At 66.3% G+C, this 23711-nt stretch carries 24 protein-coding genes; 7 read left to right on the top strand and 17 right to left on the bottom strand.

What is annotated here, in order from left to right; all coding sequences use genetic code 11:
• Window positions 1-4: 4 nt before the first annotated feature.
• The 4 genes from Q0Q36_RS02200 to Q0Q36_RS02185 all read right to left on the bottom strand — a co-directional run bounded on the left by Q0Q36_RS02200 (window position 5) and on the right by Q0Q36_RS02185 (window position 2380).
• The gene (locus Q0Q36_RS02200) at window positions 5-613 is read right to left on the bottom strand and encodes a hypothetical protein (RefSeq protein ID WP_293795208.1); all 609 of its coding nucleotides are present in this window, start codon (window positions 611-613) and stop codon (window positions 5-7) included.
• A gap of 56 nt (window positions 614-669) precedes the next feature.
• Window positions 670-1176, bottom strand: a complete 507-nt coding sequence (locus tag Q0Q36_RS02195) for a hypothetical protein (RefSeq protein WP_293795207.1) — start codon at window positions 1174-1176, stop codon at window positions 670-672.
• Window positions 1173-1808 carry a hypothetical protein gene (locus Q0Q36_RS02190; RefSeq protein WP_293795206.1) on the bottom strand — a complete coding sequence of 212 codons (636 nt, stop codon included), beginning with the start codon at window positions 1806-1808 and terminating at the stop codon, window positions 1173-1175. The genes Q0Q36_RS02195 and Q0Q36_RS02190 overlap by 4 nt, the downstream gene beginning before the upstream one ends.
• 68 nt (window positions 1809-1876) lie before the next feature.
• Window positions 1877-2380 carry a helix-turn-helix domain-containing protein gene (locus Q0Q36_RS02185; RefSeq protein WP_293795205.1) on the bottom strand — a complete coding sequence of 168 codons (504 nt, stop codon included), beginning with the start codon at window positions 2378-2380 and terminating at the stop codon, window positions 1877-1879.
• Between the two features lie 100 nt (window positions 2381-2480).
• Here Q0Q36_RS02185 and Q0Q36_RS02180 point away from each other — a divergent pair, with 100 nt between their 5' ends.
• Entirely contained in the window at window positions 2481-3047 is a 567-nt protein-coding gene (locus tag Q0Q36_RS02180) for a dihydrofolate reductase family protein (RefSeq protein WP_293795204.1), read from the top strand.
• Between the two features lie 10 nt (window positions 3048-3057).
• Here the strand turns inward: Q0Q36_RS02180 and Q0Q36_RS02175 are convergent, their stop codons facing one another.
• Window positions 3058-3960 carry a DMT family transporter gene (locus tag Q0Q36_RS02175; protein ID WP_293795203.1) on the bottom strand — a complete coding sequence of 301 codons (903 nt, stop codon included), beginning with the start codon at window positions 3958-3960 and terminating at the stop codon, window positions 3058-3060.
• Between the two features lie 166 nt (window positions 3961-4126).
• On the opposite strand from Q0Q36_RS02175, the gene Q0Q36_RS02170 reads away from it, so the two are divergent.
• On the top strand, window positions 4127-4993 hold the full coding sequence (locus Q0Q36_RS02170) for a LysR family transcriptional regulator (RefSeq protein ID WP_293795202.1): 867 nt from the start codon (window positions 4127-4129) through the stop codon (window positions 4991-4993).
• Between the two features lie 44 nt (window positions 4994-5037).
• Window positions 5038-6081 (top strand): GTPase ObgE, encoded by a 1044-nt coding sequence (gene obgE / locus Q0Q36_RS02165; RefSeq protein ID WP_293795201.1) that lies wholly within the window; start codon window positions 5038-5040, stop codon window positions 6079-6081.
• A 57-nt stretch (window positions 6082-6138) separates the two neighbouring features.
• Here the strand turns inward: obgE and Q0Q36_RS02160 are convergent, their stop codons facing one another.
• Entirely contained in the window at window positions 6139-7275 is a 1137-nt protein-coding gene (locus Q0Q36_RS02160) for a DSD1 family PLP-dependent enzyme (protein WP_293795200.1), read from the bottom strand.
• 120 nt (window positions 7276-7395) lie between these two features.
• On the opposite strand from Q0Q36_RS02160, the gene Q0Q36_RS02155 reads away from it, so the two are divergent.
• Window positions 7396-9216, top strand: a complete 1821-nt coding sequence (locus Q0Q36_RS02155) for an ABC transporter ATP-binding protein (protein WP_293795199.1) — start codon at window positions 7396-7398, stop codon at window positions 9214-9216.
• 11 nt (window positions 9217-9227) lie between these two features.
• Here the strand turns inward: Q0Q36_RS02155 and Q0Q36_RS02150 are convergent, their stop codons facing one another.
• The 11 genes from Q0Q36_RS02150 to Q0Q36_RS02100 all read right to left on the bottom strand — a co-directional run bounded on the left by Q0Q36_RS02150 (window position 9228) and on the right by Q0Q36_RS02100 (window position 20478).
• Window positions 9228-9749 carry a hypothetical protein gene (locus Q0Q36_RS02150; protein WP_293795198.1) on the bottom strand — a complete coding sequence of 174 codons (522 nt, stop codon included), beginning with the start codon at window positions 9747-9749 and terminating at the stop codon, window positions 9228-9230.
• 11 nt (window positions 9750-9760) lie between these two features.
• A complete protein-coding gene (locus Q0Q36_RS02145) occupies window positions 9761-10690 on the bottom strand; it encodes a nucleoside hydrolase (protein WP_293795197.1) in 930 nt (309 codons plus the stop codon).
• Between the two features lie 4 nt (window positions 10691-10694).
• A complete protein-coding gene (locus tag Q0Q36_RS02140) occupies window positions 10695-11459 on the bottom strand; it encodes an ATP-binding cassette domain-containing protein (RefSeq protein WP_293795196.1) in 765 nt (254 codons plus the stop codon).
• Window positions 11460-11531: 72 nt separating this feature from the next.
• On the bottom strand, window positions 11532-12476 hold the full coding sequence (locus tag Q0Q36_RS02135; protein ID WP_293795195.1) for a substrate-binding domain-containing protein: 945 nt from the start codon (window positions 12474-12476) through the stop codon (window positions 11532-11534).
• Window positions 12477-12515: 39 nt separating this feature from the next.
• A complete protein-coding gene (locus Q0Q36_RS02130) occupies window positions 12516-13472 on the bottom strand; it encodes an ABC transporter permease (protein ID WP_293795194.1) in 957 nt (318 codons plus the stop codon).
• 1 nt (window position 13473) lies between these two features.
• On the bottom strand, window positions 13474-14268 hold the full coding sequence (locus Q0Q36_RS02125; protein ID WP_293795193.1) for an SDR family NAD(P)-dependent oxidoreductase: 795 nt from the start codon (window positions 14266-14268) through the stop codon (window positions 13474-13476).
• Window positions 14269-14291: 23 nt separating this feature from the next.
• On the bottom strand, window positions 14292-15809 hold the full coding sequence (locus Q0Q36_RS02120) for an FGGY-family carbohydrate kinase (RefSeq protein WP_293795192.1): 1518 nt from the start codon (window positions 15807-15809) through the stop codon (window positions 14292-14294).
• Between the two features lie 118 nt (window positions 15810-15927).
• Window positions 15928-16938, bottom strand: coding sequence for a Gfo/Idh/MocA family oxidoreductase (locus Q0Q36_RS02115; protein WP_293795191.1), 1011 nt, complete (start codon window positions 16936-16938; stop codon window positions 15928-15930).
• Window positions 16939-16951: 13 nt separating this feature from the next.
• The gene (locus Q0Q36_RS02110; RefSeq protein WP_293795190.1) at window positions 16952-17968 is read right to left on the bottom strand and encodes a Gfo/Idh/MocA family oxidoreductase; all 1017 of its coding nucleotides are present in this window, start codon (window positions 17966-17968) and stop codon (window positions 16952-16954) included.
• Between the two features lie 2 nt (window positions 17969-17970).
• A complete protein-coding gene (locus Q0Q36_RS02105) occupies window positions 17971-19146 on the bottom strand; it encodes an extracellular solute-binding protein (RefSeq protein WP_293795189.1) in 1176 nt (391 codons plus the stop codon).
• A gap of 147 nt (window positions 19147-19293) precedes the next feature.
• On the bottom strand, window positions 19294-20478 hold the full coding sequence (locus Q0Q36_RS02100) for an ROK family protein (protein ID WP_293795188.1): 1185 nt from the start codon (window positions 20476-20478) through the stop codon (window positions 19294-19296).
• Between the two features lie 116 nt (window positions 20479-20594).
• Between Q0Q36_RS02100 and Q0Q36_RS02095 the strand changes: the two genes are divergently transcribed.
• The 3 genes from Q0Q36_RS02095 to Q0Q36_RS02085 are packed head-to-tail and all read left to right on the top strand — an operon-like array spanning window position 20595 to window position 23606.
• Window positions 20595-21341 (top strand): 6-phosphogluconolactonase, encoded by a 747-nt coding sequence (locus Q0Q36_RS02095; protein ID WP_293795187.1) that lies wholly within the window; start codon window positions 20595-20597, stop codon window positions 21339-21341.
• A 2-nt stretch (window positions 21342-21343) separates the two neighbouring features.
• A complete protein-coding gene (locus tag Q0Q36_RS02090; protein WP_293795186.1) occupies window positions 21344-22378 on the top strand; it encodes an amidohydrolase family protein in 1035 nt (344 codons plus the stop codon).
• A gap of 34 nt (window positions 22379-22412) precedes the next feature.
• Entirely contained in the window at window positions 22413-23606 is a 1194-nt protein-coding gene (locus Q0Q36_RS02085) for an extracellular solute-binding protein (RefSeq protein WP_293795185.1), read from the top strand.
• Window positions 23607-23711 lie beyond the last annotated feature (105 nt).

Raw genomic sequence — 23711 nt, 5'->3', positions numbered from 1 at the left:
GGCGTCAGGGCTGGAGTTCGAGCGGGAAGGGCGTGCGTTCGTGATGCGCGGACAATTCCCAACGCGCTATCGAGCCCGCTTCCCAAGTATGCAGCATAGCAGCCACTGCGATGCGGTCATTGGCCAAGATCAGCGGCTGGAGATGGTCCAGAAGGGCACTCAGGACCGGTTCCATCACGCGGTGACCGCGCGGGATTTCAGTCAGAATTTCAAGGCTTGCGGCCGCAGCTTTAAAATCACCCTCAGCGGTATGGAGCAAGGCCTTCATATGCACGAGCCCGAACGCATCTTCGAGCGGTAGTTCAGGCCCTCGTCGAAGAGGGGCCGGCTCGCGGGTAAAAGTTCCTAAGTTCAAGGGCCTCAGTGACGGCAAGGCGTATTCTTGGATAATGCGTTCGAAACGCCGCTGAAGATTCGGCTCTGTCCAGCGGGCTAGCCAGTTCTCGTATCTGAAGACCTGGGACACCGCGCGTGGCGACTCCAACGCAGGGTCAAAGCTCAGGCCGACAAACAACGCGATGTCGAAACGATCGGCTTCACCCGTCCGATAAATGCTGAAGCCGCGGACGACATGATGGATGGGCACGAGATAAACCTCATGCCCGCGGATCATGAGGTCTCTGCGCTGCCGATAGGGACTAAGGAGCCTTTCGATCTGTCGCTGCGTCGTCACTGTCTGGGCCTCAACTCAATCACGAGAAGCCTCGTCACAATTCCCCGGATGCGCATGGCTGCGTCTGCGATGATGTCCGATTGCGATCGCGAGAGCTCGCGCCCCGTTTTGATGTCGTAAAGGCAGCGAGTGCCGTCAGATACCTTTTCGAACACATCGAATCTGGCGGTTCCGGCTGTTCCATAGGCTTGTTCACCCATCTCTCGCCGTTCTTTGAAGTAGGACCTTTCTGCGACGACGTCAGGGTTGTTCCATGCATCGACGCTCCGCTTGAGCCGAAGATGAACTTCCGTGCCATATTTCTGCATCGTCGCGTAATTGCTCGGCGGTCCGGCTTCTCGGGCCGCATCATCCAGCATTTCGTGAATTTTGGGGAGGTAGGGGCAAGCTCGCTCGACTTCGGCACGATCGACTTTACCGACCCAAGAAACATCGAACGAGCCTGCTTGCCCAGGCGCATAGTCGTTGGCGCGAAAGCCGAGAACGGTCTGAAGACCGGTCACATCTCCCAAGGTGTTGAACCAATTGAAAAGGCTGCCGGCCGCCTGCGACCATGAACTGCCCGATCCTCGGTTGCGCCCCCATCTTGCTTCGACGATCTCGGCAGTTGGCTCCGGCCCCTCAGGTGTCCAGCCGCCCTGCTAACGACCTCTCCGTCGGAACCGCCGTTGCGGATCGTCTGTGTATGACCCGTCGTTTCGAAGCTGGTCTTGTTGCCATCGGGCTGGATGACGGTCTGACGTTCGTCGAAGCCGGCGGCGCGCGAGGCAGCGCATTCCGACTGGATCGTCGTGCCCTCGCCGTCCGTGACGGTCTGCTCGAAGATGGAGCCATCCTCGTTCCAGCCCTCGCCGAGCGAGGACCAGCCGGTATCGGCATCGAGCGAGCTGCCATCGGGAGAAAGGAGATCTCCTTCGCCTGCGCCGCCACCGAAGCCTCCGCCTCCGCCCCCGCCGGCACCGCTGGTCCATTGTCCGCCGCCGGCATTGCCGGACGGGACGCGGGGTTGGCTCGGGTTGTATTTGCGGTGGAGATGATCGCGCCTGATCAGGCAAAGTTCGGCGCGCAGCCGCAGCAGGCGAAGCTGGGCGACGCGCAGCTCGCGATCCGCGTGAGGACGATGGAGGATCGGCATGAGGGGCTCCTGGACGGGAGCCCTAGTGTGATGCCGCCACGGCATGCGGGGATAAGTTGGCGCGGGCCTCAGCCTGCCAGGGCCTGCCGGCGCGCTAGCGCGTCCCGATAGGCCTGCGTCAGTTCGCCGAGCACCGACTGCTCAGGCTTGGGCGCGTCGAGATGGAGGTGCCTCAACTCCTGCATGAAGCGCTCCCAGAGCGCCGGGCCGCCTTCGCTGAGCAGTTCGGCGCGGATCGAGAGTTCCTCGGTTACCGGCAGGAAGTGGCGGCCCCATTCGCCCATCGCGGCGAAGACGGGGACCAGCGCGATGCCCATCTCGGTCAGACTATAGATCGCCTTCTGCTTGTGCGTAGCGTCGTCGCGGCGCGAGAGCAGGCCTTTCTCGACGAGGCGCTTCAGGCGATCGGCCAGAATGTTCGAGGCGATGCCTTCGTCCGATTTCGCCAGCAATTCGCGGAAGTGTCGGCGGTTGCCGAACATGATGTCGCGGAGCACGATCAGGCTCCAGCGATCGCCCAGGATTTCCAGCGTCAGATTGATCGGACAGCCTGAACGGCCGGTCTCGCGCATGCTCATCTCCAGAACCGCTTGCAATATAGGATCGGTTTCGCTATCCATCAACTGATTGCAAATTAAAACTGGTTTTAATCGGGCACAGTGGGAGGATGCGATGGCCAAGGTGATCGTCTGGAATCTGATGACGCTGGAAGGGTTCTTCGAAGGCAAGGAGAAGTGGGATCTCGGCTTCCACGGCGATGCCTGGGGCGACGAGCTCTCCGAGCTGAGCAGCGATTTCGGCCGCAAGGCCGGTCTGCTGGTCTTCGGGCGTGTCACCTATGAGGGGATGAAGGCCTACTGGACGACGAATGCGGACGAGGGAGAGGGCGAGGTCAAGAACTTCATGAACGCCCTGCCGAAGCTCGTGGCGTCACGTAAGCTGACCGGCTCCGACTGGAACAACACGACGGTGACAGCGGATATCACCGGCGAGATCGCGCGCCGGAAAGCCGAACCTGGCAAAGACATCTATGTCTTCGGCAGCGCCGAATTGACGGAGTCGCTTTTGGCGGCTGGTCTCGTCGACGAGGTTATGATCGCGGTCGCGCCGGTCACCATCGGGCAAGGCACGCCCCTGTTCAAGCCGAATGCGGAGAAGCGTCATTATGCGCTGATCACGGCCCGTCCTTTGAAGAACGGCACCGTGATCCTGCATTACGGCGTCAAGGCTGCGGCCTGAGGGCGCGGGTTCAGCCGCGCCGGACCAGCAGCACGGCGGCGAGAATGGCGACGCCGCCGAAGGCCTGGCCCGGGGTCGGCTGCTCGACGAAGATCGCCCAGGCGGCGAGCACGCTGACCAGAGCGGGCCAGACCATGACGAGCGAGGCGGCGCCGGCGCCATAGCTGCCGAGCGAGAGCGTGATCAAGCCCTGGCCGAGCGCATGCGAGACGAGGCCGAGTGCTGCGACCGCAAGCCAGCCCTGCAGGCTCATCGGGACGATCTGCTCGCCGAGCATCAGCGCGGCGGTAAGGCAGAACACGGCGCAGATCACGCTGGAGACGAGGCTGACATAGCCGGCGCCGGACCGATCACGGGCGCGGCGCACCGCCAGGATATAGGCGGCGTAGGACAGGGCAGCGCCGAAGGCGAGCCCGTCGCCGAAGAGATTGCCGGTGACCTGCCCGGCACCAATGAATTTCGGCAGCACCAGCAGGATCGCGCCGGCGACCGCCAGCATCAGTGCACCGAGAATGCGCCGCGAGGGCTTGTCGCCGAGCAGAAGCCAGCCGCCGAGCACGACGCCGACCGGCGAGAGATTGCCGAGCAGCGAGGCGTTTGCGATCGTCGTGTGGCCGAGCGCAGCATTGTAGAGCGTGACGTCGATGCCGAAGGTGAGGCCGGCCAGCGCGACCGCGATGAAGGCACCGCTTCCGATCGTTCCGGCAGCCGGCTTGCGCTGCTCCAGCGCCGTCCAGGCGATCAGGACCGGCACGGCGAAGAGCATGCGCCAGAAGCCTGCGGCGGCCGGTCCGACATCGGCAAGGCGTACGAAGATGCCGGAAAAGCCGATGCAGGTGGCGCCGGTGAGCAGCGCGATGAACATCGCCAGCGCGGGCGATGCAGGCCGGACGGGAATGGCGGGGGCGGACATGGTGTCTTCTGATAAAAGGTGAAACCAGCTTCGGCCGCGACGGCGCGGTCTGCTCGGCTTCGTTCATGCGACGATATAGGCCGCTTCCTTCAATCGGAAAAACGGATTATTCTGATTTAACCATTCTTAAAACCGATCGATCGCACCCGTTCCAAGGAGGCACGTCATGACCGCTCATTTCGACCTCGCCGCGCTCGGCATGCTGGTAGCCGTGGCGGAGACCGGCGGCTTCACCGCGGCGAGCGCCCGGCTCGGCCGGACGCAATCGGCGATCTCGGTGCGGATCCAGGATCTGGAGAGCCAGCTCGGCCACAAGCTGCTGGAGCGCTCGCGCCGGGGCGTCACGCCAACCGATGCGGGCGAACGCCTGATCGCCCATGCGCGGCGCCTGCTGGCGGTCGAGCGCGAGGCCCTGGCCGATCTCGCTGGCGAGTCGCCCTCGGGCCGCCTGCGCATCGGCGTGCCCGACGACTATATGGATGCCTATCTCAGGCCCTTGATCGCGCGCTTCGCGGTCGAGCATCCCAAGGTCGAGTTGGAGGTGCATTGCGATCTCTCGAAGCGGATCGAGCCGGCACTGAAGGCGGGCGACCTCGACCTCGCCGTGGTCTCGCAGGACCCAAGCCGGCCGATGGGCGAGGTGCTCCGGCGCGAACCGATGATCTGGGTTGCGGCGCGCGGCCACCGTCCGGAATTGCAGGAGACGCTGCCGCTCGCCCTGTTCTCCGAGGGCTGCCGGGCACGCTCGCGCATCCTGGGCGCGCTGAATAGCACCGGCCGGGCCTATCGGCTGGTCTTCTCCTGTTCGCATACCTCCGGCGTGCTCTCGGCGGTGGAGGGCGGCTTCTGCGTCACCGCGATCACCGAGAGCGCCGTGCCGCCCTCGCTGCGCCGTCTCGGCGCGGCCGAGGGGCTGCCGCCGCTGTTCGAACTGACGGTCGGGCTGATCATGGCGCCGCGGCCGGGGTTGGCGGCGCAGCGCTTCGCCGACTCGCTACGCGAGGAAATGAGCGCTTTCCGGCAGGCGGCGTGATCCGGTCCATTGCCCTTCGGCCTCGCGATCACTAGTGAGAAGCCATGAAATTCCTCGACCAGGCCAAGATCTATGTGAAGGCGGGTGACGGTGGCGCCGGCTGCGTCTCCTTCCGCCGCGAAAAGTTCATCGAGTTCGGCGGCCCCAATGGCGGCGACGGCGGGCGCGGCGGCGATATCGTCGTCGAATGCGTGCAGGGCCTGAACACGCTGATCGATTTCCGCTTCCAGCAGCATTTCAAGGCCAAGACCGGCGAGCACGGCATGGGCAAGGATCGCCATGGCGCGAATTCGCCGGCGATCGTGCTGAAGGTGCCGCCGGGCACCGAAATCCTCGACGAGGACGGCGAGACCAAGGTCGCCGACCTGACCGAGCCCGGCCAGCGTTTCGTGCTGTGCAAGGGTGGCAATGGCGGCTTCGGCAACGCCTATTTCAAGACGGCGACCAATCAGGCGCCGCGCCATGCCAATCCGGGCCTCCCGGGCGAGGAGCGCTGGGTCTGGCTGCGCCTGAAGCTGATCGCCGATGCCGGCCTCGTCGGGTTACCCAATGCCGGCAAGTCGACCTTCCTTGCCACAGTCACGGCGGCGAAGCCGAAGATCGCCGATTATCCGTTCACCACGCTGCATCCCGGTCTCGGCGTCGTGCGCGTGGATGGGCGCGAGATGGTGCTGGCCGATATTCCCGGCCTGATCGAGGGCGCGCATGAGGGCCATGGCCTCGGTGATCGCTTCCTCGGCCATATCGAGCGCTGCCGCGTGCTGCTGCATCTGGTCGAGGGCACCAGCGAGCATGCCGGCAAGGCCTACAAGACCGTGCGCGAGGAACTGGAGGCCTATGGCGAGGGGCTGGCCGAGAAGCCGGAGATCGTCGCGCTCTCCAAGGTCGATGCGCTGACGCCGGAAGTGCTCAAGGAGCAGGTAGCCCGGTTGAAGCGGGCGGCCAAGCGCATGCCGATCATCCTCTCGGCCGCCTCGGGCGAAGGCGTCGACGCGGCGCTGCGGGCGCTTTTTGCGGTGGTCGAGGAAGCTCGCCGCGAGGACGAGCGCGAGAACGCTCCGGTCGAGGAGATGGGCTGGCGGCCCTGAGACTGGGCCGCCGCTCTAGCGGGAATTCCGTCCGGCGCCTGGCAGGTGTGGCTAGGCTCAGGTCAGGGCACCGCGCGCGGCGACCGGCCAGAGCGCCTCGACATGGGCGTCCGGCCCGTGCAGGCCACGGACGCAGACATACCAGTCGTGCAGGTTGACCGTCGGGTCGCAATGGCCGGGGATCAGCAGAAGCCGGTCGCCGCGATGGGGCACCGCCACCGGGTCGCCGGTCAGGATGCCATGCTCGTCCGAGGGCTTCGTGTAGATCACGCCGTCGCGGCGGAAGGGCACGGGCATGCCGGAATCGACCGCCGCGGCCTTGTGGCCGGCATCGACGATGGCGCGATCTGGCACCGGCTTGCTCATCACGCCGGCGAGGACGAAGAGCGCGTGCTCGAAGCTGCGGAACGGTGTGCCGTCGGCCTGACGATTGCGGGCGTAGTCTGCGTCCATGAAGATGTAGGAGCCCGGCTGAATCTCGTTCCAGATGCCGGACTGGGTTTCCAATTCATGGGTGCCGGTGCCGGCGCCGGTGACGACCTCGCAGGGCAAGCCGTGATGCTTGAGCCGCTCGACGGTGTTGCGTGCGGCAAGTCCCGCGCGTTCGATCGCCTCGCGGCGCTCGTCGATCGAGCGCATATGCTGGGCCGAGCCGTGATAGGCGTGGATGCCGGCGAAGCGCAGGGTGTTCGAGCGTGCGATCGCCTCGGCCAGACGGACGGCCGCCTCGCCGGGAGCGGCGCCGCAGCGTCGGCCGCCGACATCGATCTCGACATAGACATCGAGCGTCACATCGTTGCGGGCTGCCGCCTCCGCCGCCTCGCGCACGCCGTCGGGATGGTCGACGCAGAGGCCGATCTTCGCCGAACGGGCAAGCCGGGCGAGACGATCGAGCTTGGCCGCGCCGACGATCTCGTTGGTGACCAGCACGTCGCCGACGCCGCCTGCGACCAGAATTTCCGCTTCACCGACCTTCTGGCAGCACTGTCCGACCGCGCCATGGGCGATCTGGCGCAGCGCAATCTCCAGGCTCTTGTGTGACTTGGCATGTGGCCGGAGCCGGATGCCATGTGCCTGAGTGAAAGCCGCCATGGCGACGAGATTGCGCTCGAACGCGTCGAGATCGAGCACGAGGGCGGGGGTTTCGATCTCGGCGAAGCTCTGGCCGGGCTGGGCCGGCGGGGAAAGCGGCATGAAGTCTCCTGAGTCGGTTGTGGCCATGGGAAGACAGCTTCGTGTCCGTAGCAAGGCCCCCCTTTCGCGCCCCGGCATGCGCCAGTGGCGCTTGCCGGGCGGCCATGATAGGCCCCCGGCATGAAGATCGGCCGCGTCACCGACGATACCCTCGCGCTCTTTGCCCGTGTCTGGCGCGAGCAGATCAGGTCCTATCTCCCGCAGATGCTGATGATTCTCGGGCTCGTCGTGGTCATCGCGGCGACGACGAGCTTCTATCCGCTCCTGATCAAGGCGGCATTCGACGCCTTCGCCGATCCGCTGACGGCCGAATCGACCGGCTTCGTCCGGCGCATGGAACGGCTGGTCTCGAAATCGATCGGCTACGAGATCGGCGTGATCAACGCGGTTGCGACCGTGGTCGTGATCGTCACCGCGATCAAGGGCTTCTCGCTGCTCGCGCAGACGGTGATGACCAACAATGTCGTCAGCCGCATCGAGGCGGACATGCAGACGGCCCTCTACGGCCATCTGATCGATGCGGACCTCGCGCAGCTCCAGCGCGAGAATCCTGCCTCGCTCACGCAGCGCTTCACCACCGATTTCACCTTCGTCAAGGAAGCGCTGACGCGCATCGTCAATATCGCGATCCGCGACGTGGTCACAGCGGTCGCGCTGGTCGGTGCGCTGATCTGGATCGACTGGCAGATGACGCTGGTCGTGCTGCTGATCGCGCCGGTGATCGCTTATCCGATCGGCAAGATCGGCCGCAAACTCCGGCGCATGGCCAATTCCCAGCAGGAACAGACGGGGCTTATGGCCAATCTCGTCACCGAGAGCCTGCAGGGTGCTCGCGTCGCCAAGACCGACCGGCTGGAACCCTATCTGAAGGCGCGCGCCGCCAACGCCTTCGAGACGATCCGGGCGCTGAAGATGAAGGCGGCCAATGCACGCGGGCGGCTCGATCCGCTGCTCGAGGTCGGCGGCGGCATCGCGGTCGCGGGCGTGCTTGCGGCGATCGGCGTGCGCATCACCTCCGGCAATTCGACGGTGGGTGATTTCACCGGCTATGTCTCGGCACTGCTGCTCGCGGCCCAGCCGATGCGCTCGCTGGGGAATCTCAATGCCATCGTCCAGGAGGCTGGGGCCTCCCTGAAGCGCTACTACGCGCTGATGGACGAGAAGCCGCGGGTGCTCGACCGGCCGGATGCGAAGCCGCTTGCGGTCTCGGCCGGCGAGGTCGCCTTCCGCCAGTTGCGCTTCCGCTATCGCGAGGACCAGCGCGCGCTGGAAGGCATCGATCTCGTCGCGCAGGGCGGAAAGACGATGGCGCTGGTCGGCCGTTCAGGCTCGGGCAAATCGACGCTGCTCGCTCTGGTGCCGCGCCTCTACGACCCCAGCGAGGGGCGCATCGAGATCGACGGGCAGGATCTTCGCAGCGTCACGCTGACCAGCCTGCGCCGGCAGATCGGTGTCGTCAGCCAGGATGTCGTACTGTTCGACGACAGCGTGCGGGCGAACATCGCCTTCGGGCGTCCGGATGCGTCGCAGGACGAAATCATTGCCGCGGCGAAGGCCGCCGCCGCGCATGAGTTCATCATGGCGATGCCGGGCGGCTACGACGCCTCGGTCGGAGAGCGCGGCCACAAGCTTTCGGGCGGCGAGCGCCAGCGGATCGCGATCGCGCGCGCTATCCTGAAGAACGCGCCGATCCTGTTGCTCGACGAGGCGACGAGCGCGCTCGACACGGAGTCCGAGCGGCTGGTCCAGCAAGCGCTGGCGACGTTGATGAAGGGGCGCACGACCATCGTCATCGCGCACCGGCTCTCGACCATTCGCGAGGCCGACATGATCGTGGTCATGGACGAGGGCAAGGTCGTCGAGACCGGCAGCCATGACGAGTTGCTGGCGCGCGACGGCGGCTATGCCCGTCTGCACCGGATGCAATTCCTGGAAGGCTGAGCGCGGCGCTCCTATCGGCAGAAGTCGGCGCAGCCGGCTTCCCAGAATGCTTTGCCGGATTCAAGCGCCGGCACCGACGGGCGCGGTTTGAGGCCCGGCAGGTCGGCGGGGACGGGTTTGACCTGCTCCCACCAGCCATGGGCGCATTGCGAGCGGAAGGCCATCTGGTCGGAGATCGAGGTCCCTTCCTGCTCCAGGACTGTGTCGAGCGCCGCGCAGGTTTCCCGCAAGCGCGTGTCGTTTTCGTCGCTGGGATCGTTGGCGTAGTCGTGGAAGGCTTCGGTAAAGCTCTCCATCTCGCGGGCGATATGGGGCCAGTCACCGCGTCCAAGATTCCAGGCGTCCATCCATTCGCGCACCACCGTCTCGACCGCCTCGGCCTTGGGCTTGTCCTTGACCTTGCGGGCCGTGGTCAGCATGTGGCGCATCAGCTCGGCGCGGGCATGGGCATGGCGGGCGCGCAGAGCCGCCTCCTGCATCTGCGCGATGGCTTGCGCCGCGTCCTGCTGCAGCGCTTCGACGAAATGCGGCATGGCCTGGTCTCTCAAGGCAGTGTGGCGAGGCGTTCGATCATCCGTTCGAACAGCTCATGGGCTTTCACGGTCGCGACGACATGGGCGTTGGGCTCGCGCTTGAGGCGGCCGTTCCAGTCGATCGTGGTGCGCCCGCGCAAGGGGCCGTCGCCCGTTTCGACCGCGACGAAGCAGCCGCGGCCGTCGAACAGCTCAGGCCAGAGCAGGTAGGCGATGACGCAGGGGTCGTGCATCGGGTGGCCGTTCGAGCCGAGCCCGCCGGGGCGCGGGCGCGTCAGCATGCCGTGAACGGCCTTGCCCGCCGCGTTGCCGAGTGCGCCGATGCGGGCGATCTGGTCATGGCTGGCGATGGCCTGCAGCGTGACGCCAAGGCCAAACATCACGATCGGCCGGCCGCAGTCGAAGACGACCGCCGCGGCATGCGGATCGACATAGGTGTTGAATTCAGCGGCGGGCGTGATGTTGCCGAGGCCGATGGCGCCGCCCATCAGCACGATGCGCTTCACTTTCGGCAGGATGTCGGGCGCCAGCCGGAAGGCGAGCGCGAGATTGGTCAGCGGGCCGAGCGGGCAGAGCGTGATGCCGTCCGCCGGCGCCGCGCGGCAAATCTCGATGATCGCCTGCACGGCATGGCCGGGCGCGGCTTCGCTCCTCGGCTGGGGCAGGTCGGCACCGGCGAGCCCATCCGGGCCGCAGACGAATTCGGCAGTTTCCAGCGCAAAGACAAGCGGGCCCTCGGCGCCGCAATGGACGGGGATATCGTCGCGGCCGGCGAGATCGCGGATGCGCAGGGCATTCGCCGTGGTCTGCGTGACCGGGACATTGCCGGCGACCGTGGTGATCGCCCTGAGATCGATCCGTTCAGTGCTGGCGAAGGCGAGCAGCAGGGCGACGGCATCGTCCTGGCCGGGATCGGTGTCGATGATGATGGCTTCGTGCATTGCTTCAGGCCGCCTTGGCGTTGCCGGCCATGATCAGGTGCGCGATGTCGTCGGCGGTGAGATCGCCGAGCGGCTGGTCCACGTATTTGCGGCCCGCGCCCATGATCACGACGCGGTCTGCCAGCGCCACCACGTCGCGCATGTTGTGGCTGATCAGGATGACGGTGCGTCCGTCGGCCTTGAGCTTGCGGATGAGGTCGAGGACAAGCGCGCTCTCCTTGACGCCGAGCGCGGCGGTCGGCTCGTCCATGATGATGATCTCGGCGTTCCAGCGCAGCGCCCGGGAGATCGCGACCGCCTGGCGCTGGCCGCCGGAGAGCCGCTCGACCGGTCGGGTCATGTCGGTGACGGCGGCTGAGAGCTGTGCGAGGTAACGCTGCGATTCCGCGATCATCTTCTTCTTGTCGAGGACGCGCAGGAAGGGCAGCAGCACCGGCTTGGTCAGCTCCGAGCCCATGAAGACGTTCTGGGCGATGGAGAGGCGAGGCGCCAGCGCGAGGTCCTGGTAGATCGTCGCGACGCCGTTCTCCAGCGCATCATGCGGCGAGGCGAAGGTCACCGGCTTGCCGCGCAGGCTGATCGTGCCGCTCGTCGCCTCCTCGGCGCCGGAGATGACCTTGATCAGGCTCGACTTGCCGGCGCCGTTGTCGCCGCAGAGCGCCACGACCTCGCCCTTGAAGATGTCGAGATCGACATCTCTGACGGCCACGACCGGGCCATAGGCCTTGCCGACGCCGCGCAGCGAGAGGAGGGGAGTGGGTTCGGTCATGGCCTGTCCGGGGATTTGCAGCCGCAGGTGTCGGTCATGCCCGGGCGAGACCGGGCATGACGATTGCTGTCCTCACTTCTTCAGGAACTGCTGGACGTTGTTCTTGTCGACCAGCACGGCGTCCGTGAAGAGATAGGGGCCCGAGGTGATGCTCTCCTTCGGCTTCTTGTCGACGACGATCGCCTGGATAGCATCGACCGCCTGCTTGCCCATTTCCTCGAAGGGCACCGCCACAGTCGCCATGAAAGTCGAGTTCGGGTCGGCGATGCGCTCGTAGCTCTCCTTGCCGCCATCGACGGAGATGAGCGGAATCTGGCCCTTCTTCACACCCTGAGCCTGCAGGAGGTCGTCGATGATATAGGCTTGGCCGTCGAATGAGGCCCAGATGCCGTTGATCTTGCCCTGGTTCTGCAGCAGCAGAGCCTGCATGCCGGCGCGGACGTCGTCGCGCCAGCTCTGGGTGCGGGCCATCGAGAACTTGCCGAGCTCTTTCACCGCCTGGTTCTCAGCGAGCACGGCGTCGAGAATCCGGCCACGGATGCGCGAGGCGACGTTCAGGTCGAAGCGGGCCGAGATGATGTTGCCCTGGTAGCCGAGCTGGCCGAGCAGGTAGAGCGCGGCATCGGCGCCGACCTTGTACTCGTTGGTCTGGATGTCGAAGAGCGCATGCGGACTTGCGCCCGATTGCACGGTGATCACCGGAATCTTGGCATCTTTCGCCGCCTTGAACTGGGCGTCGGCCTCGACCGGCTTGCCCATGGCGATGATGATCGCGTCGACCTTCTTGGCGATCAGCGCATCGAACTGCTCGGCGTGCTTGGGCAGCGCGCCTTCCGAGTTCAGCAGCGTGACGTTCCAGCCCTTCGCCTTGGCGGCGGCCGCGGCGGCATTGGCGACGCGGGCATGCGTCTCCGAGGTGAACTGGAAGCCGATGATGCCGACCTCGAAAGCCCCGGCCGACTGGCCGAGAGCGACGAGCGCCGCGGCAGCCACCAGCATTTTCCTGAACCCGAACATGAAACCCACTCCCCTTATTTCTGCTTGTCGTCGTCGAAATCAGACCTTGAATGCCGCCTTCTTCATCGCGCTGGCCGAGAAGGCGACCGAGCCGATGATGATCGCGCCGAGCACGATGTCCTGGATGTAATAGGGCGCGCCCATCAGTACCAAGCCGTTGCCGAGCACCTTGAGCACCAGCGCCGCAAAGACCGTGCCGGGGATGTTGGGCTTGCCGGGCTCGAACATGGTCATGCCGAGCAGCACGGCTGCGATGGCATAGAGCAGGTAGTCGCCCGCCATGTTCGGTGCGGCCGAGGACAGGTTGGCGGCGAGCAGCATGGCCATCAGGCCGGCGAAAACGCCGGAGAGCAACAGGCCGATGCGCTTCATCCGGGCGGTGGCGATGCCGGCGAGACGCGCGGCCTCATCCGCCTCGCCGGTCGCGACCATATGCGCGCCGGTCCGCGTCCATTTGACGAGCCCATAGGCGAAGAGCGTGGCGCCGGCCATCCAGAGCACGAGATTGGGGATACCGAAGGTGTAGCCGCGGGCGAGCCCGGTGAAGCCGACCGGCCAGCGCCCGACGAAAGCGACGCCCTGCGTGATCATGAAGGCGAAGCCCTTGGCGATGGCGGCGGTGCCGAGCGTCATGATCAACGAGGGGATGCGCAGCACGGTGACGCCGTAGCCGTTCAACGAGCCCAGCACGATGCCGATGCCGATCGCGGCGGCGACCGCGACAGCCGGGGGGTATTGCGCATGAACCAGCCAGCCGCAGACGACCGCCGCGAGGCTCGCCATTTCGGCGACGGAGAGGTCAAGCTCGGAGACGGTGAAGGCCAGCGCGAAGCCGAGTGCGAGGATGGCGAGGAAGCTCGTGTCCTTCAGCACGTTGATGATGTTGGTCGTGCTGGCGAAATTCGGTGCGAAGATCAGGAAGAACAGGATCAGCGCGAGGCCGGCGAGCGCCGTGCCGTAATGTCCGATCAAGTCGCGCGGGTCGATGCGGCCCAACTCAAGTCCCCTTGGCGATGGTGGAGATCGGCGAGAGAATCTCGATGCCGCCGGTGATCGGGATCAGGGCGCCGGTGACGAAGGCGGCGCCATCCGAAAGCAGGAATGCGATCACGTTGGCGACATCCTCGGGCCGTCCCAGTCTTCCCAGCGGCGTCCGCACCGCCGCTCCCTCGACCAGCGCATTGAACTGCTGCGCGAATCCGTTCCTCACCATTGGCGTATCGATGATGCCGGGTGCAACCGCATTGACGCGGATGGCGTGCTTCCCGAGCTGCTGGGCCATGCCATAGGTCAGCGTCGCAACGCCGCCCTTGGCCGAGCCATAGGCGAGGTTGGCGCCGCCATTGCTGTGGGCGATCGACGAAATATGGACGATGGCGCCGCCTTCGCCCTGGGCGATCATCTGCCGGGACGCGGCCTTGGAGATACGGAACACGGCCGAGAGATTGAGATCGACGAGCCTGTCCCACTCGTCATCATCCATCTCCACCATCGGGACCGGGCGTGAGGCACCGGCTCCCGTCACGAGATGGTCGAGCCGGCCGAAGCGGGAGACGGCGAGGTCGACGAGAGACCGGGCGAAATCGCGGTCGCGGAGATCGCCGGCGAGCATCGCCGTCTCGGCCCCAGCCGCGGCAGTTTCGTCGGCCACGGCTTCAAGACCAGGTTGATCGAGCCCGGACAGAACGAGCCGATGCCCGGCCTGCGCGAGAATGAGAGCGAGTGCGCCGACGATGCCGCCGGAAGCGCCGGTCAGAAGCGTGACGGGTCTCTTGTCCGCGGGGCTGTTCATGGGCGCGTCTGTCATGAGGGTTCTTACGTCGCGTCCGCCGTCTTGGCGAGGCCGGGCAGAGCAGCCGTTTCCTGCGCCAGCGCGACAAGGTCGGCCGAGATCGGGGCGAGCGCGGCTTCGCTCTGCCGATAGAGGGCGTAGAGCGCGTTATAGGTCGGGCGGCGGGCAGGATCGGGCTCGTAGCGCCGGGCGATCGTCACGAGGGCATCCTGTGCGGCTCCGAGCGAGGCGAAGCGGCGCAAGCCCGTCCAGGCAATGATCGCAGCGCCAAGCAGGCCGGGCTCTTTGGCCGCGCCGACCGCGATCGGGCGGCCGCAGATATCGGCCTTGACCTGCGCCCAGACCGGGTTGGCCGCAGCGCCGCCGCCGAAGCGGATTTCGTCGACGCGATTGCCGAGCGCGCCCTCCGCCCGCTCCAGCACGAGGCGGTTCTGGCAGGCGACGCCCTCGAGCACGGCATAGGCGAGATCGGTCGGACCATGCCGGCGGCCGAGTCCGATGAAGGCGCCGCGCAGGTTCGGGTCCCAATAGGGCACGCGTTCGCCCTGCAGATAGGGCAGGAAGAGGATCGGCTGCGGATGGCGCGGGCCGGCGAGAACGCGCTCGATCGTCCCGCCGACGGGGCCATCGCCGCCGAGCAGGCCGGCGAGCCAGGCGGCGGTGTCGGCGCCGTTCTGGCTGGGGCCGCCGAGATGCCAGAGGCCGCGCCAGTCGACGGAGATGAGCCCTTCCGCTTCCGCCGGATCGGGGCCGAGCACGCCGAGCACCTCGGTGGTGCCGGAGATGTTGTAGGCATAGCCCGGCCGCAGCGCGCCCAGTCCTGCGACGGCCGCCCAGGTATCGTTGCAGCCGCAGAAGACGGGAATGCCAGCGAGTCGGTCAAAGGGAGCGGGCAAGTTGGCGCCGACGGATGCGACGATCTCGGTGGGTTCGAGGATCGTTGGGATCACGCTCGACGGGAGGCCGCTAGCATCAAATCCCGAGCGGCCATCGACGCTTTCGGCGCAAGCGATCAATCGTGCAAGCGAAACGGGATCGCTCGTCTGCCGGCCAGTCAGGCGGAAGTTCAGGTAATCCTTCGGCTCCAGCACGGAAGCGAGCGCACGGGCGTGTTGCGGCTCGTTCTCGGCGAGCCATGCAAGGCGCGCGAGCGGGTGGAAGGCGTTGATGCGGCTGGCCTCGGGGTGATCGGGAAGTGCTGCCCGCAGCCGAGCAGCCATGCTGTCCGAGCGCGCATCCTTCCAGGTCATGGCAGGGCGCAGCTCCTGCCCGTCGCCGTCGAGGAAAACCTGCGTCCGGGTCACGCCGCAGATCGCGATGCCCTGGACACGGGCGAAGAGCTCCGGTTCCTGCTCGGCGAGCTTGCCGGCCGCTTCAAGCAGCTGTGCCCACCAGGCTTGTGCGGCAACTTCCGAGCGATCGAGATGGTCGTTCAGGGCGGGACCGGGAACGGCGTGCTCGGCCTGCGTCACGCCATGATCGTCGATCAGCGCGGCGCGGAAGCTGCTGCCGCCGAGATCGCAGGCGAGGACGACGTTCATCGTCCGGCTCTGATCAAGACAAAGCGGCGACAGGGCGAGAGAGCAAGCTTCACGAGGGAACCTTCGGGCATCAAGTCTTGGAGCGCCATAAACCGCTCGCGAGTCAAGGATGATGCGTTCAGGCGACTCGCTTGGCTGCCTTCAGGATATCGTCGACCAGCCTTTGCGAGGCCAGCGCTTCCTCGCCGGTGGCGACGGGGTCGCGATCCTGCTCGATCGCATCGAGGAAATCGGCGATGACGGCGCGGTGGGCGTCATGCGGGAAATCCATGATGTTAGCGCCGCTGCCGGTCGAGCCCTCGGCCTCGACGATCTCCTCGCGTCCGTCGAGATAGGCGAGGCGCAGCCGCCCGCCGATCAGGGCCGCAAAGCCCTTGGTGCCGGTGATCTCGATGCGCTCGGGATAGCCGGGATAGGCGGCCGTGGTCGTCACCAGCGTGGCAGGGGCGCCGTTGCCGGTCTCCAGCAGGGCGGAAACGTAATCCTCGGTCTCCATGCGGTGGAGGGCGGTGGTGCGGGCCTGCGCCGCCACAACCTTGGAAACTCCAACCAGCGAGCGGAAAAGGTCGAGCGAATGGATCGCCTGCGTGAGCAGCACGCCGCCGCCGTCGCGGGCGAGCGTGCCGCGGCCGGGCTCGTCGTAATAGCTCTGCGGGCGCCACCAGGGCACGGAGAGGAAGGCGGCTTCGATCGTGCCGAGCTCGCCGGAATCGAGGGCCGCCTTCAGGCGCAGGCTCGCCGGGCGGAAGCGATGCTGCAGGGTCACCCCGAAGGTCTTAGCCGTGCGGCGAGCGGTATCGACGAGGCGCTGGCCTCGTTCGCTGGTCAGCTCCAGCGGCTTCTCGACGAGAACATGTTTGCCGGCTTCAAGGCAGAGTGCGGAAACGTCGAGATGGCTAGACGGGGGTGTCAGCACGATGCAGGCATCGACCGCCGGGTCGGCCAGCACGGCATCGAGATCGGTCGTGGTCGGGAAGGGGAATTGCGCGGCATAGGCCTTGGCGCGCTCGGGCGTGCGGCTGACCGCCCAGCGCGTCTCGGCGCGATCGGCGAGGTCGAGCAGGCCTTTCGAATGGGGCAAGGAGGCGGGGCCGAGCCCGATCACGGCGATGCCGAGCTTGCGTGTCATGGCGGGTTCTTTCTCAAGCGCTGGGCTTCGCCGGCAGCCACGCAGCCTTGGCCTGCGCCTCCAGCGCGAGCCGGCAGACGGTGAAGGCGTGATGCTGGCTCATCGCGGTTTCGCTGCGGTTGGCGATATCGGCGGCGAGGTTGCGGAAATAGGTCAGCGGCTCGCTGGCGGCGTCGATATGGCGGGTGCCGGCCTTGTCGACGAGGAAGACGTGGTCGGTGCCGGGGCGGCCGGCGATGTCGACATATTTGCGCAATTCGATCGTACCTTCGGTGCCCAGGATGGTGAGGCGCCCGTCGCCCCAGGTCGGCAGGCCGTCGGCTGTGAACCAGTCGACGCGGATATAGCCGCCGGCCCTGTCGCTGCGCAGCAGAATCTCGCCGAAATCCTCGAAATCGGGGAAGTCCGGTCCGCCGAAATGGCCGACACCCGAGGCGACGATCTCCGCATCGTCGGAGCCGGTGAAATGCAGGAACTGGTCGATCTGGTGCGAGGCGATGTCAGTGAGGATGCCGCCATAATGACGCTTGTCGAAGAACCAGTCCGGCCGGATCGCCCGGTTGAAGCGATGCGGACCCATGCCGAGCGTCTGCACGACGCGGCCGATCGCGCCGTCCGCAATCAGCTTGCCGGCGACAAGCGTCGCCGGGACGATGAAGCGCTCGGAAAAACAGATCGAGAAGATGCGGCCGGTTTCGGCGGCCGCCTGCTCGACGGCGGCGAGCTGGTCGAAGTCGGTGACGCCAGGCTTGTCGACCATGACGTCCTTGCCGGCCCGCATGGCGCGGATGGCGATGGCGGCGCGCTCTGCGGGAATCGCCGCGCAGACGATCAGGTCGATCGCGGGATCGTCGATCAGCCGGTCGGCCGTGCTTTCCGGCAGATTGGGAAAGCGCTCGCGGAAGCCGATGAGGACGCGCTCGTCGCTGGTCGCGGGATCGAAGCCGACGCAGGTTGCGCCGGCTTCGAGGAGACCACCGACCATATGGTAGATATGGCGGTGGTCGAGGCCGATGGCGGCGAAGCGCATGGCTATTGCGGCGCGCCGTGGCCGACGCCGATCTCCTGATCCCAGCGCCGGAAGGCGGCGACGAGACGCTCGGGCGTCAGCGGCGGGCGGGTCGGCAGGCTGGTAATCAGCCCATCATATTCGGGCCGGCCATATTCGGCGAGGACGTCGCGGCTCTCCTGCGGCGCCATGGCGAGCGTGACGCCCTTGATCGCCGGTCCCGGATAGAAATAGCCCTTGTCGTAGGTCACGGCCTGGGCCTCGGGCTTCAGCATATAGGCCATGAGCGCGACCAACGCCGGCAGCTTGTCGGCCGGGACGCCCTTCGGGATGCACATGAACTGGGTGTCCGGAATCCAGTGCGTGTTGGCGAGGACGAAGACTTTCGCCTCCTTCGGCACGATGCCGAGGACGCGCGGATTGATGTCCCAGCCCAGCGTCGAGACGATGACGTCGCGGGTGCCCTCGCCGAGTTCCTTCATCGTCGCAGCGGTGCCGCCCGGATAATAGTCGACGCCGGTGCCGAGCTCCTTGAGATAGGCCCAGGTCTTGTCCCAGCCCTTCATCGGGTCGGTCGGGTCGGCATCGCCGAGGATGTAGGGCAGGCCCTGCAGCCAGGTCCAGCCGGGGCCGGAATTGACGGGCCGCGCATAGGTGAAGCGCTTCGGGTTCTGCTTGACATAGGCGAGCAGCTCCGCGGCGGTCTTCGGCACGGTCTTGAGCCGCTCGGGCGCATATTCGAAGAGCGGGCCGGACGGCGAATAGACCACCGCGACGCCTTCGTTCTGGCCGAAATTGCGCTGCATCATCAGCGCCTGCTCGTGATAGACCTCCTCCGGCTTCGGCAGGTCCTTGGCATGGGATTTCCAGACATCGACCCAGAGCCCCTGCTGGATGCCGTCCGACATGGCGCCGGGGCCGGTCAGCACGAGGTCGATATCGACGCGATTGGCAGCCTGCTGGGCCTTGAGCTTGGCCGGCAGCTCCGGCGAGGGCGCGCGCGAGAAATTCAGGCGCGATATCAGCTTCGGATTGTCCTTGGCGAATTTCTCGATTGCGATCTGGGTCAGCTGCAAATTGCCGGCGACATCGATGATGTTGAGCGCGACGGGCGCGCTCTGGGCCAGCGCTCCGCCGGCCTTCAGCGCGGCGAGGCCGGCCGCTCCGGCCATGACGGTGCGACGTGTCGGGTGGTTCATGATCTCTCCCTGGGTTGAGCTCTCTTTTGCGATGCCGTGAGCGGCATCCGGAGCATTTGCCTGGGATACTAGTGCACCACTTTTCGACGCGCCAGCGCATTCCGCGACATGGCGGGCAGCGCGTTGCGGCATGGGACGCGAGCGGGATCAGGCCTGTTCGAGCAGCAGGGCCTCGGTTGCGCGGCTGAGCAAGGGCGCGGCGGCGCCGTGAATCTCGTAGAGATGACTGGCGGGCACGCCGGCAAGGTCTGGCACGGCGAAACCATCCATGGTGCCTTCCGCCCGGAACAGCGTGTTGAACCGAGCCCAGAGCTGCGGATTGGCGGAGAAGGGACCGCTTACCGCGATGCGGGCCGGGAAGAGCATGCGGCAGGCGTTGGCGAGCGCGCGGGCGAGCAACTGCGCCGCCATCTCGACCTCGGGGAGGGACAAGAGGTCGAGGCCGGCGAGCTGCCGGGCGAGGCGCACCTCGTCCTGGTCGAGATCGGGCCAGTGCCGGCGCAGCGTCGGGAGCAGCGACCAGAGCGCGGCGCCGGTTTCGAGGCAGGCGGTGTTGCCGCAGCCGCAGCGGCGCCCGTTCAGCGCCGCGAGCCGCCAATGGCCGATCTCGCCGAAGGAGCCGGTCGGCGCGAAGGGCTCGCCGTCGACCGCATAAGCCAGGCCGACGCCCCAGCCCCAGTGCAGCAGGATCGTCCCGCCGGCGAAGTTCTCGGGCTCGCGGGCGGCGCGGGCGCGCAGTTCGGCATCGAGATTGCGGCAGATCGTGACAGGCCCGGCCACCGGCTCGAGCACAGAGGCGATGTCGAGCCCCCGCATGCGGGGCCAGCGCGAGGCCAGGAGCCATTGGCCGCGCTTCAGGTCGATGAGGCCGGAGAGCGAGACGGCCGTGCCCGCATGGCTCATGCCCGGCGGCATGGCGTCGAGGAGATCGCGCGCCAGTTCGGCGATCACGGCAGCGATCGCAGCGTTGTCGGCATCGGCCGCGATGGCGCGGCGGCGCTCAGCGACGAGATGGCCGTTGAGATCGACCAGCGCGCCGGAGAGCGACTGGCTGGACACGTAGATTACAGAGGCGCCGATGCGGCGGGTATGGGCGACGAGGATGGCCGGTGGCCGGCCGCGTCCGCTCGCCTCGCCCGTGGCTTCGATGATGAGGCGGCGCGCGATGAGGTCGCCGACGACGCGCGAGACGCTGGTCGAGCGCAATTGCAGGATGCGGCCGATATCGGTGCGCGAATGCGCCTCGCCATTGAGGATCAACCGGTAGATCCGGACGCAGTCGCGATCATGCGCGAGCGCGAGGCGGGATTCGTCGAGCGTCAGCAGGGACAAGGCAGGCCCTATTCGGAACAGTTGCGTTCAAAATTAATCGTTGCGTTTCAGATCAAGCTTCATAAGCTCGGTTCGAGAATATCGGAAAATTTCTGACGTAAAAGGTTCAAAATTCGATGATCGAGATGCATCTCGCCTCCGACAAGGACGAACTCGGCCGGCAGGCGGCGGCGTTTGGTGCGCGGGCGATCCGGGACGAGATCGCCCGCAACGGCGCGGCGACGATCATCGTGGCGACCGGCGCGAGCCAGTTCGAGATGCTGAACCATCTCGTGGTGGCCGAGGGCATCGACTGGTCGAAGGTCACGGCCTTCCACCTCGACGAATATGTCGGCCTGCCCGAGAGCCACCCGGCGAGCTTCCGCCGCTATCTGCGCGAGCGATTCATGGCGCCGCTCAAGAATGCGCCGACCTTCATCCCGGTCGATGGCGAAGGCGATGCCGCGGCGGCGGTGAAGCAGCTCAGCCGGGAGATCGCCGGCAAGCGCATCGCGGTCTGCTTCGCCGGTATCGGCGAGAACTGCCATCTCGCCTTCAACGACCCGCCGGCCGATTTCGATACGGCAGAGCCCTATCTCGTCGTCAATCTCGACGATGCCTGCCGACAGCAGCAATTCGGCGAGGGCTGGTTCCCCAGCTTCGCGGACGTGCCGCAGCAGGCGATCTCGATGAGCATCCGCCAAATCCTGAAGAGCGAATTGATCGTGCTGTCCGTCTCCGACACGCGCAAGGCCGCGGCGACGAAGGCGGCGCTGGAAGGGCCGGTCAGTAACCTGGCTCCGGCCTCGATCCTGCAGACGCACAAGCGAACCGTGCTGTTCATCGATCCGCCAGCCGCCTCGCTGCTGAGCCGGAAAGCCTGATCATGCGCACGCCCGGGCTCGTCGATCTGCAGGTGAACGGCTTTGCCGGGGTGGATTTCAACTCCGGCACGATCACGGCGGCCGAGCTCGACCGGGCGCTGGAGGCGATGCTGGCGACGGGCGTGACGACCTGCCTGCCGACGATCATCACCGCGCATCCGCAGGAGCTGGAAGCGCGGTTCCAAGCGCTCGACACTGCCGTGAGTGGCAGCCGGCTCGGGCCTTTGATGTGCCCGGGCTATCATCTCGAAGGGCCGTTCCTGAATCCGTCGAGCGGCTATGCCGGCTGCCATCCGCCGGAAGCGATGACGGCGGCGAGCGCCGAACTCGTCGCGCGCCTCGACACATTGCTGTCGCGGCCGATCCTGATGGTGACGCTGGCGCCGGAAGTCGAGGGCGGCGTCGCTCTCGTCGGCCGACTGACGAAGATGGGCAAGGTCGTCGCCATCGGCCATTCCGCCGCCGATTTCACGGTCGTCGAGGCGGCTGCCGACGCCGGTGCCACGCTTTCGACCCATCTTGGCAACGGCCTGCCGCAGCAGATGCACAAGCTGGTCAATCCGCTCTTCGCGCAGCTCGCGGAAGATCGGTTGATGGCGGGCTTCATCGCCGACGGCATCCATATCCATCCGAAGGCCCTGAAGAGCCTGATCCGAGCCAAGGGTTTCGAACGCTCGATCCTCGTTACCGATGCAGTGGTCGCGGCCGGTGCCACGCCCGGTCGCTACAGCTTTGCCGGCATGCCGGTCGATCTCGCCGCCGACGGCTCGGTGCGCCAGCCCGGCGGAGTTTCGCTCGCGGGCTCGGCACTGAAGCTCGACGATGCCGTCCGCAAGGTCGTCGCCTGGGATATCGCGACGCCGGAGGAGGCGATCGCGATGGCGTCGACCCATGCGCTGGCCTGCATCGCGGATGCACTGGCCGGCGCCGGCATCACCTTGCCGGCGAGCGCGATCGACTGGTCGCAGGAGCTGCGGGTTCGCAGCGTCCGCATCGGCAAGGAAAGCCGCGATTTCGCCGCCGGAGCGGCAGCCTGAAGACGTTATCGACCAAAGCAAGAAGGGGAGAAGCATGAGCGAATTTTCGAAAGGCGTGGATCGTCGCACTGTCCTGGGTGGGCTCGGCGCGCTGACTCTCGGCGGGGGCAATGCGCTGGCCGCCCTGCCGGCCCTGCCCTCGGCGCCGGTCGGCATCAACATTATCGATGTCGGCGGCGCGCTGGCGCTGATGCAGCAGGCCTTCGACGATTATCGCACGAACAATCCTAAGGTCGTCTCGCGGATCACCTATGTGAAGGCGCCGGCGCCGGAACTGGCGAGCAAGATCAAGGCGCAGCAGGATGCAGGGCGCTCCGATCTCGACCTCGTGCTGACCGGCTCGGACGGTCTCGCGGCGGGCCTCGAGCAGAAGCTCTGGCTCAAGATCTTTCCGGATTTCGCCGAGAAATTCCCGAAGATCGAGGAGAATTACGAGCCGGCGGCGCTGAACCTGCACAAGGTCCAGGGCGCGGGCTTCGGCACGGTGGTGAACTACTATCCCTCCGGCCCGCTGCTCGAATACATGCCGGCGCGCGTCAAGCAGGTGCCGACCACGGCCGAGGAGCTGCTCGCCTGGGCCAAGGCCAATCCCAACAAGTTCATGTATGCGCGCCCGACCAATTCCGGGCCGGGCCGCACTTTCATGATGGGCCTGCCCTATATCCTCGGCGACAAGGACCCGCAGGACCCGGTCAATGGCTGGGACAAGACCTGGGCCTATCTGCAGGAGATCGGCGAGCATATCGAGTACTACCCGGCCGGCACCGGCGCGACGATGAAGGAGTTCGGCGACGGCTCGCGCGACATCATCATCTCGACCACCGGCTGGGACATCAATCCGCGCGCCCTCGGCATCGTGCCGAAGGAAGCGAAGATCCAGACGCTGAAGGGCTTCCACTGGGTCTCGGACGCCTTCTTCATGTGCGTACCGAAGGGCATCCCGAACGATCGCCTCGCCGTCGTGCTCGACATCATGGCGCATGTGCTGACGCCGAAGATGCAGGCCTATTCCTATGACGAAGGCTATCTCTATCCGGGTCCGGCGGTGAAGAACGTGCCGCTCTCGCTGGCGCCGCAGCGCAGCCAGGAGGTGATCGCGGAGTTCGGCCGGCCCGAATATGCCGACCTCATCGCCAAGAACCCGATCGAACTGCCGCTGAAGCCCGACAAGATGGTCGTCGCCTTCCGCAAATGGGACGAGCTGGTCGGCGCCAAACGCAAGCGCTGATCTGACGCCTCGCTTCCTTCGCTCCGCGCCGCCGCGGAGCGAGAGAAAGGCCCGGAAACCCGCAACGGTGCCGCCACCGGGGAGGGCTTCCGGGCCGATTTGCTT

Origin of the sequence: uncultured Allobosea sp., assembly GCF_945957345.1 — a bacterium.
Classification (GTDB): domain Bacteria; phylum Pseudomonadota; class Alphaproteobacteria; order Rhizobiales; family Beijerinckiaceae; genus Allobosea.
Note: the sequence above shows the minus strand (reverse complement) of the source record. Positions and strands in the feature narration are given on the sequence as shown.

What these genes read in the sequence shown, in the direction of transcription:
- Q0Q36_RS02155 (WP_293795199.1), top strand. Translation starts at nt 7,396, where the DNA reads ATGAAGATCGGCCGCGTCACCGACGATACCCTCGCGCTCTTTGCCCGT.
- Q0Q36_RS02110 (WP_293795190.1), bottom strand. Translation starts at nt 17,968, where the DNA reads ATGCGCTTCGCCGCCATCGGCCTCGACCACCGCCATATCTACCATATG.
- Q0Q36_RS02085 (WP_293795185.1), top strand. Translation starts at nt 22,413, where the DNA reads ATGAGCGAATTTTCGAAAGGCGTGGATCGTCGCACTGTCCTGGGTGGG.
- Q0Q36_RS02150 (WP_293795198.1), bottom strand. Translation starts at nt 9,749, where the DNA reads ATGCCGCATTTCGTCGAAGCGCTGCAGCAGGACGCGGCGCAAGCCATC.
- Q0Q36_RS02180 (WP_293795204.1), top strand. Translation starts at nt 2,481, where the DNA reads ATGGCCAAGGTGATCGTCTGGAATCTGATGACGCTGGAAGGGTTCTTC.
- Q0Q36_RS02175 (WP_293795203.1), bottom strand. Translation starts at nt 3,960, where the DNA reads ATGTCCGCCCCCGCCATTCCCGTCCGGCCTGCATCGCCCGCGCTGGCG.
- Q0Q36_RS02170 (WP_293795202.1), top strand. Translation starts at nt 4,127, where the DNA reads ATGACCGCTCATTTCGACCTCGCCGCGCTCGGCATGCTGGTAGCCGTG.
- Q0Q36_RS02140 (WP_293795196.1), bottom strand. Translation starts at nt 11,459, where the DNA reads ATGACCGAACCCACTCCCCTCCTCTCGCTGCGCGGCGTCGGCAAGGCC.
- Q0Q36_RS02095 (WP_293795187.1), top strand. Translation starts at nt 20,595, where the DNA reads ATGATCGAGATGCATCTCGCCTCCGACAAGGACGAACTCGGCCGGCAG.
- obgE (WP_293795201.1), top strand. Translation starts at nt 5,038, where the DNA reads ATGAAATTCCTCGACCAGGCCAAGATCTATGTGAAGGCGGGTGACGGT.
- Q0Q36_RS02185 (WP_293795205.1), bottom strand. Translation starts at nt 2,380, where the DNA reads ATGCGCGAGACCGGCCGTTCAGGCTGTCCGATCAATCTGACGCTGGAA.
- Q0Q36_RS02145 (WP_293795197.1), bottom strand. Translation starts at nt 10,690, where the DNA reads ATGCACGAAGCCATCATCATCGACACCGATCCCGGCCAGGACGATGCC.
- Q0Q36_RS02115 (WP_293795191.1), bottom strand. Translation starts at nt 16,938, where the DNA reads ATGACACGCAAGCTCGGCATCGCCGTGATCGGGCTCGGCCCCGCCTCC.
- Q0Q36_RS02105 (WP_293795189.1), bottom strand. Translation starts at nt 19,146, where the DNA reads ATGAACCACCCGACACGTCGCACCGTCATGGCCGGAGCGGCCGGCCTC.
- Q0Q36_RS02200 (WP_293795208.1), bottom strand. Translation starts at nt 613, where the DNA reads ATGATCCGCGGGCATGAGGTTTATCTCGTGCCCATCCATCATGTCGTC.
- Q0Q36_RS02120 (WP_293795192.1), bottom strand. Translation starts at nt 15,809, where the DNA reads ATGAACGTCGTCCTCGCCTGCGATCTCGGCGGCAGCAGCTTCCGCGCC.
- Q0Q36_RS02090 (WP_293795186.1), top strand. Translation starts at nt 21,344, where the DNA reads ATGCGCACGCCCGGGCTCGTCGATCTGCAGGTGAACGGCTTTGCCGGG.
- Q0Q36_RS02160 (WP_293795200.1), bottom strand. Translation starts at nt 7,275, where the DNA reads ATGCCGCTTTCCCCGCCGGCCCAGCCCGGCCAGAGCTTCGCCGAGATC.
- Q0Q36_RS02125 (WP_293795193.1), bottom strand. Translation starts at nt 14,268, where the DNA reads ATGAACAGCCCCGCGGACAAGAGACCCGTCACGCTTCTGACCGGCGCT.
- Q0Q36_RS02135 (WP_293795195.1), bottom strand. Translation starts at nt 12,476, where the DNA reads ATGTTCGGGTTCAGGAAAATGCTGGTGGCTGCCGCGGCGCTCGTCGCT.
- Q0Q36_RS02190 (WP_293795206.1), bottom strand. Translation starts at nt 1,808, where the DNA reads ATGCCGATCCTCCATCGTCCTCACGCGGATCGCGAGCTGCGCGTCGCC.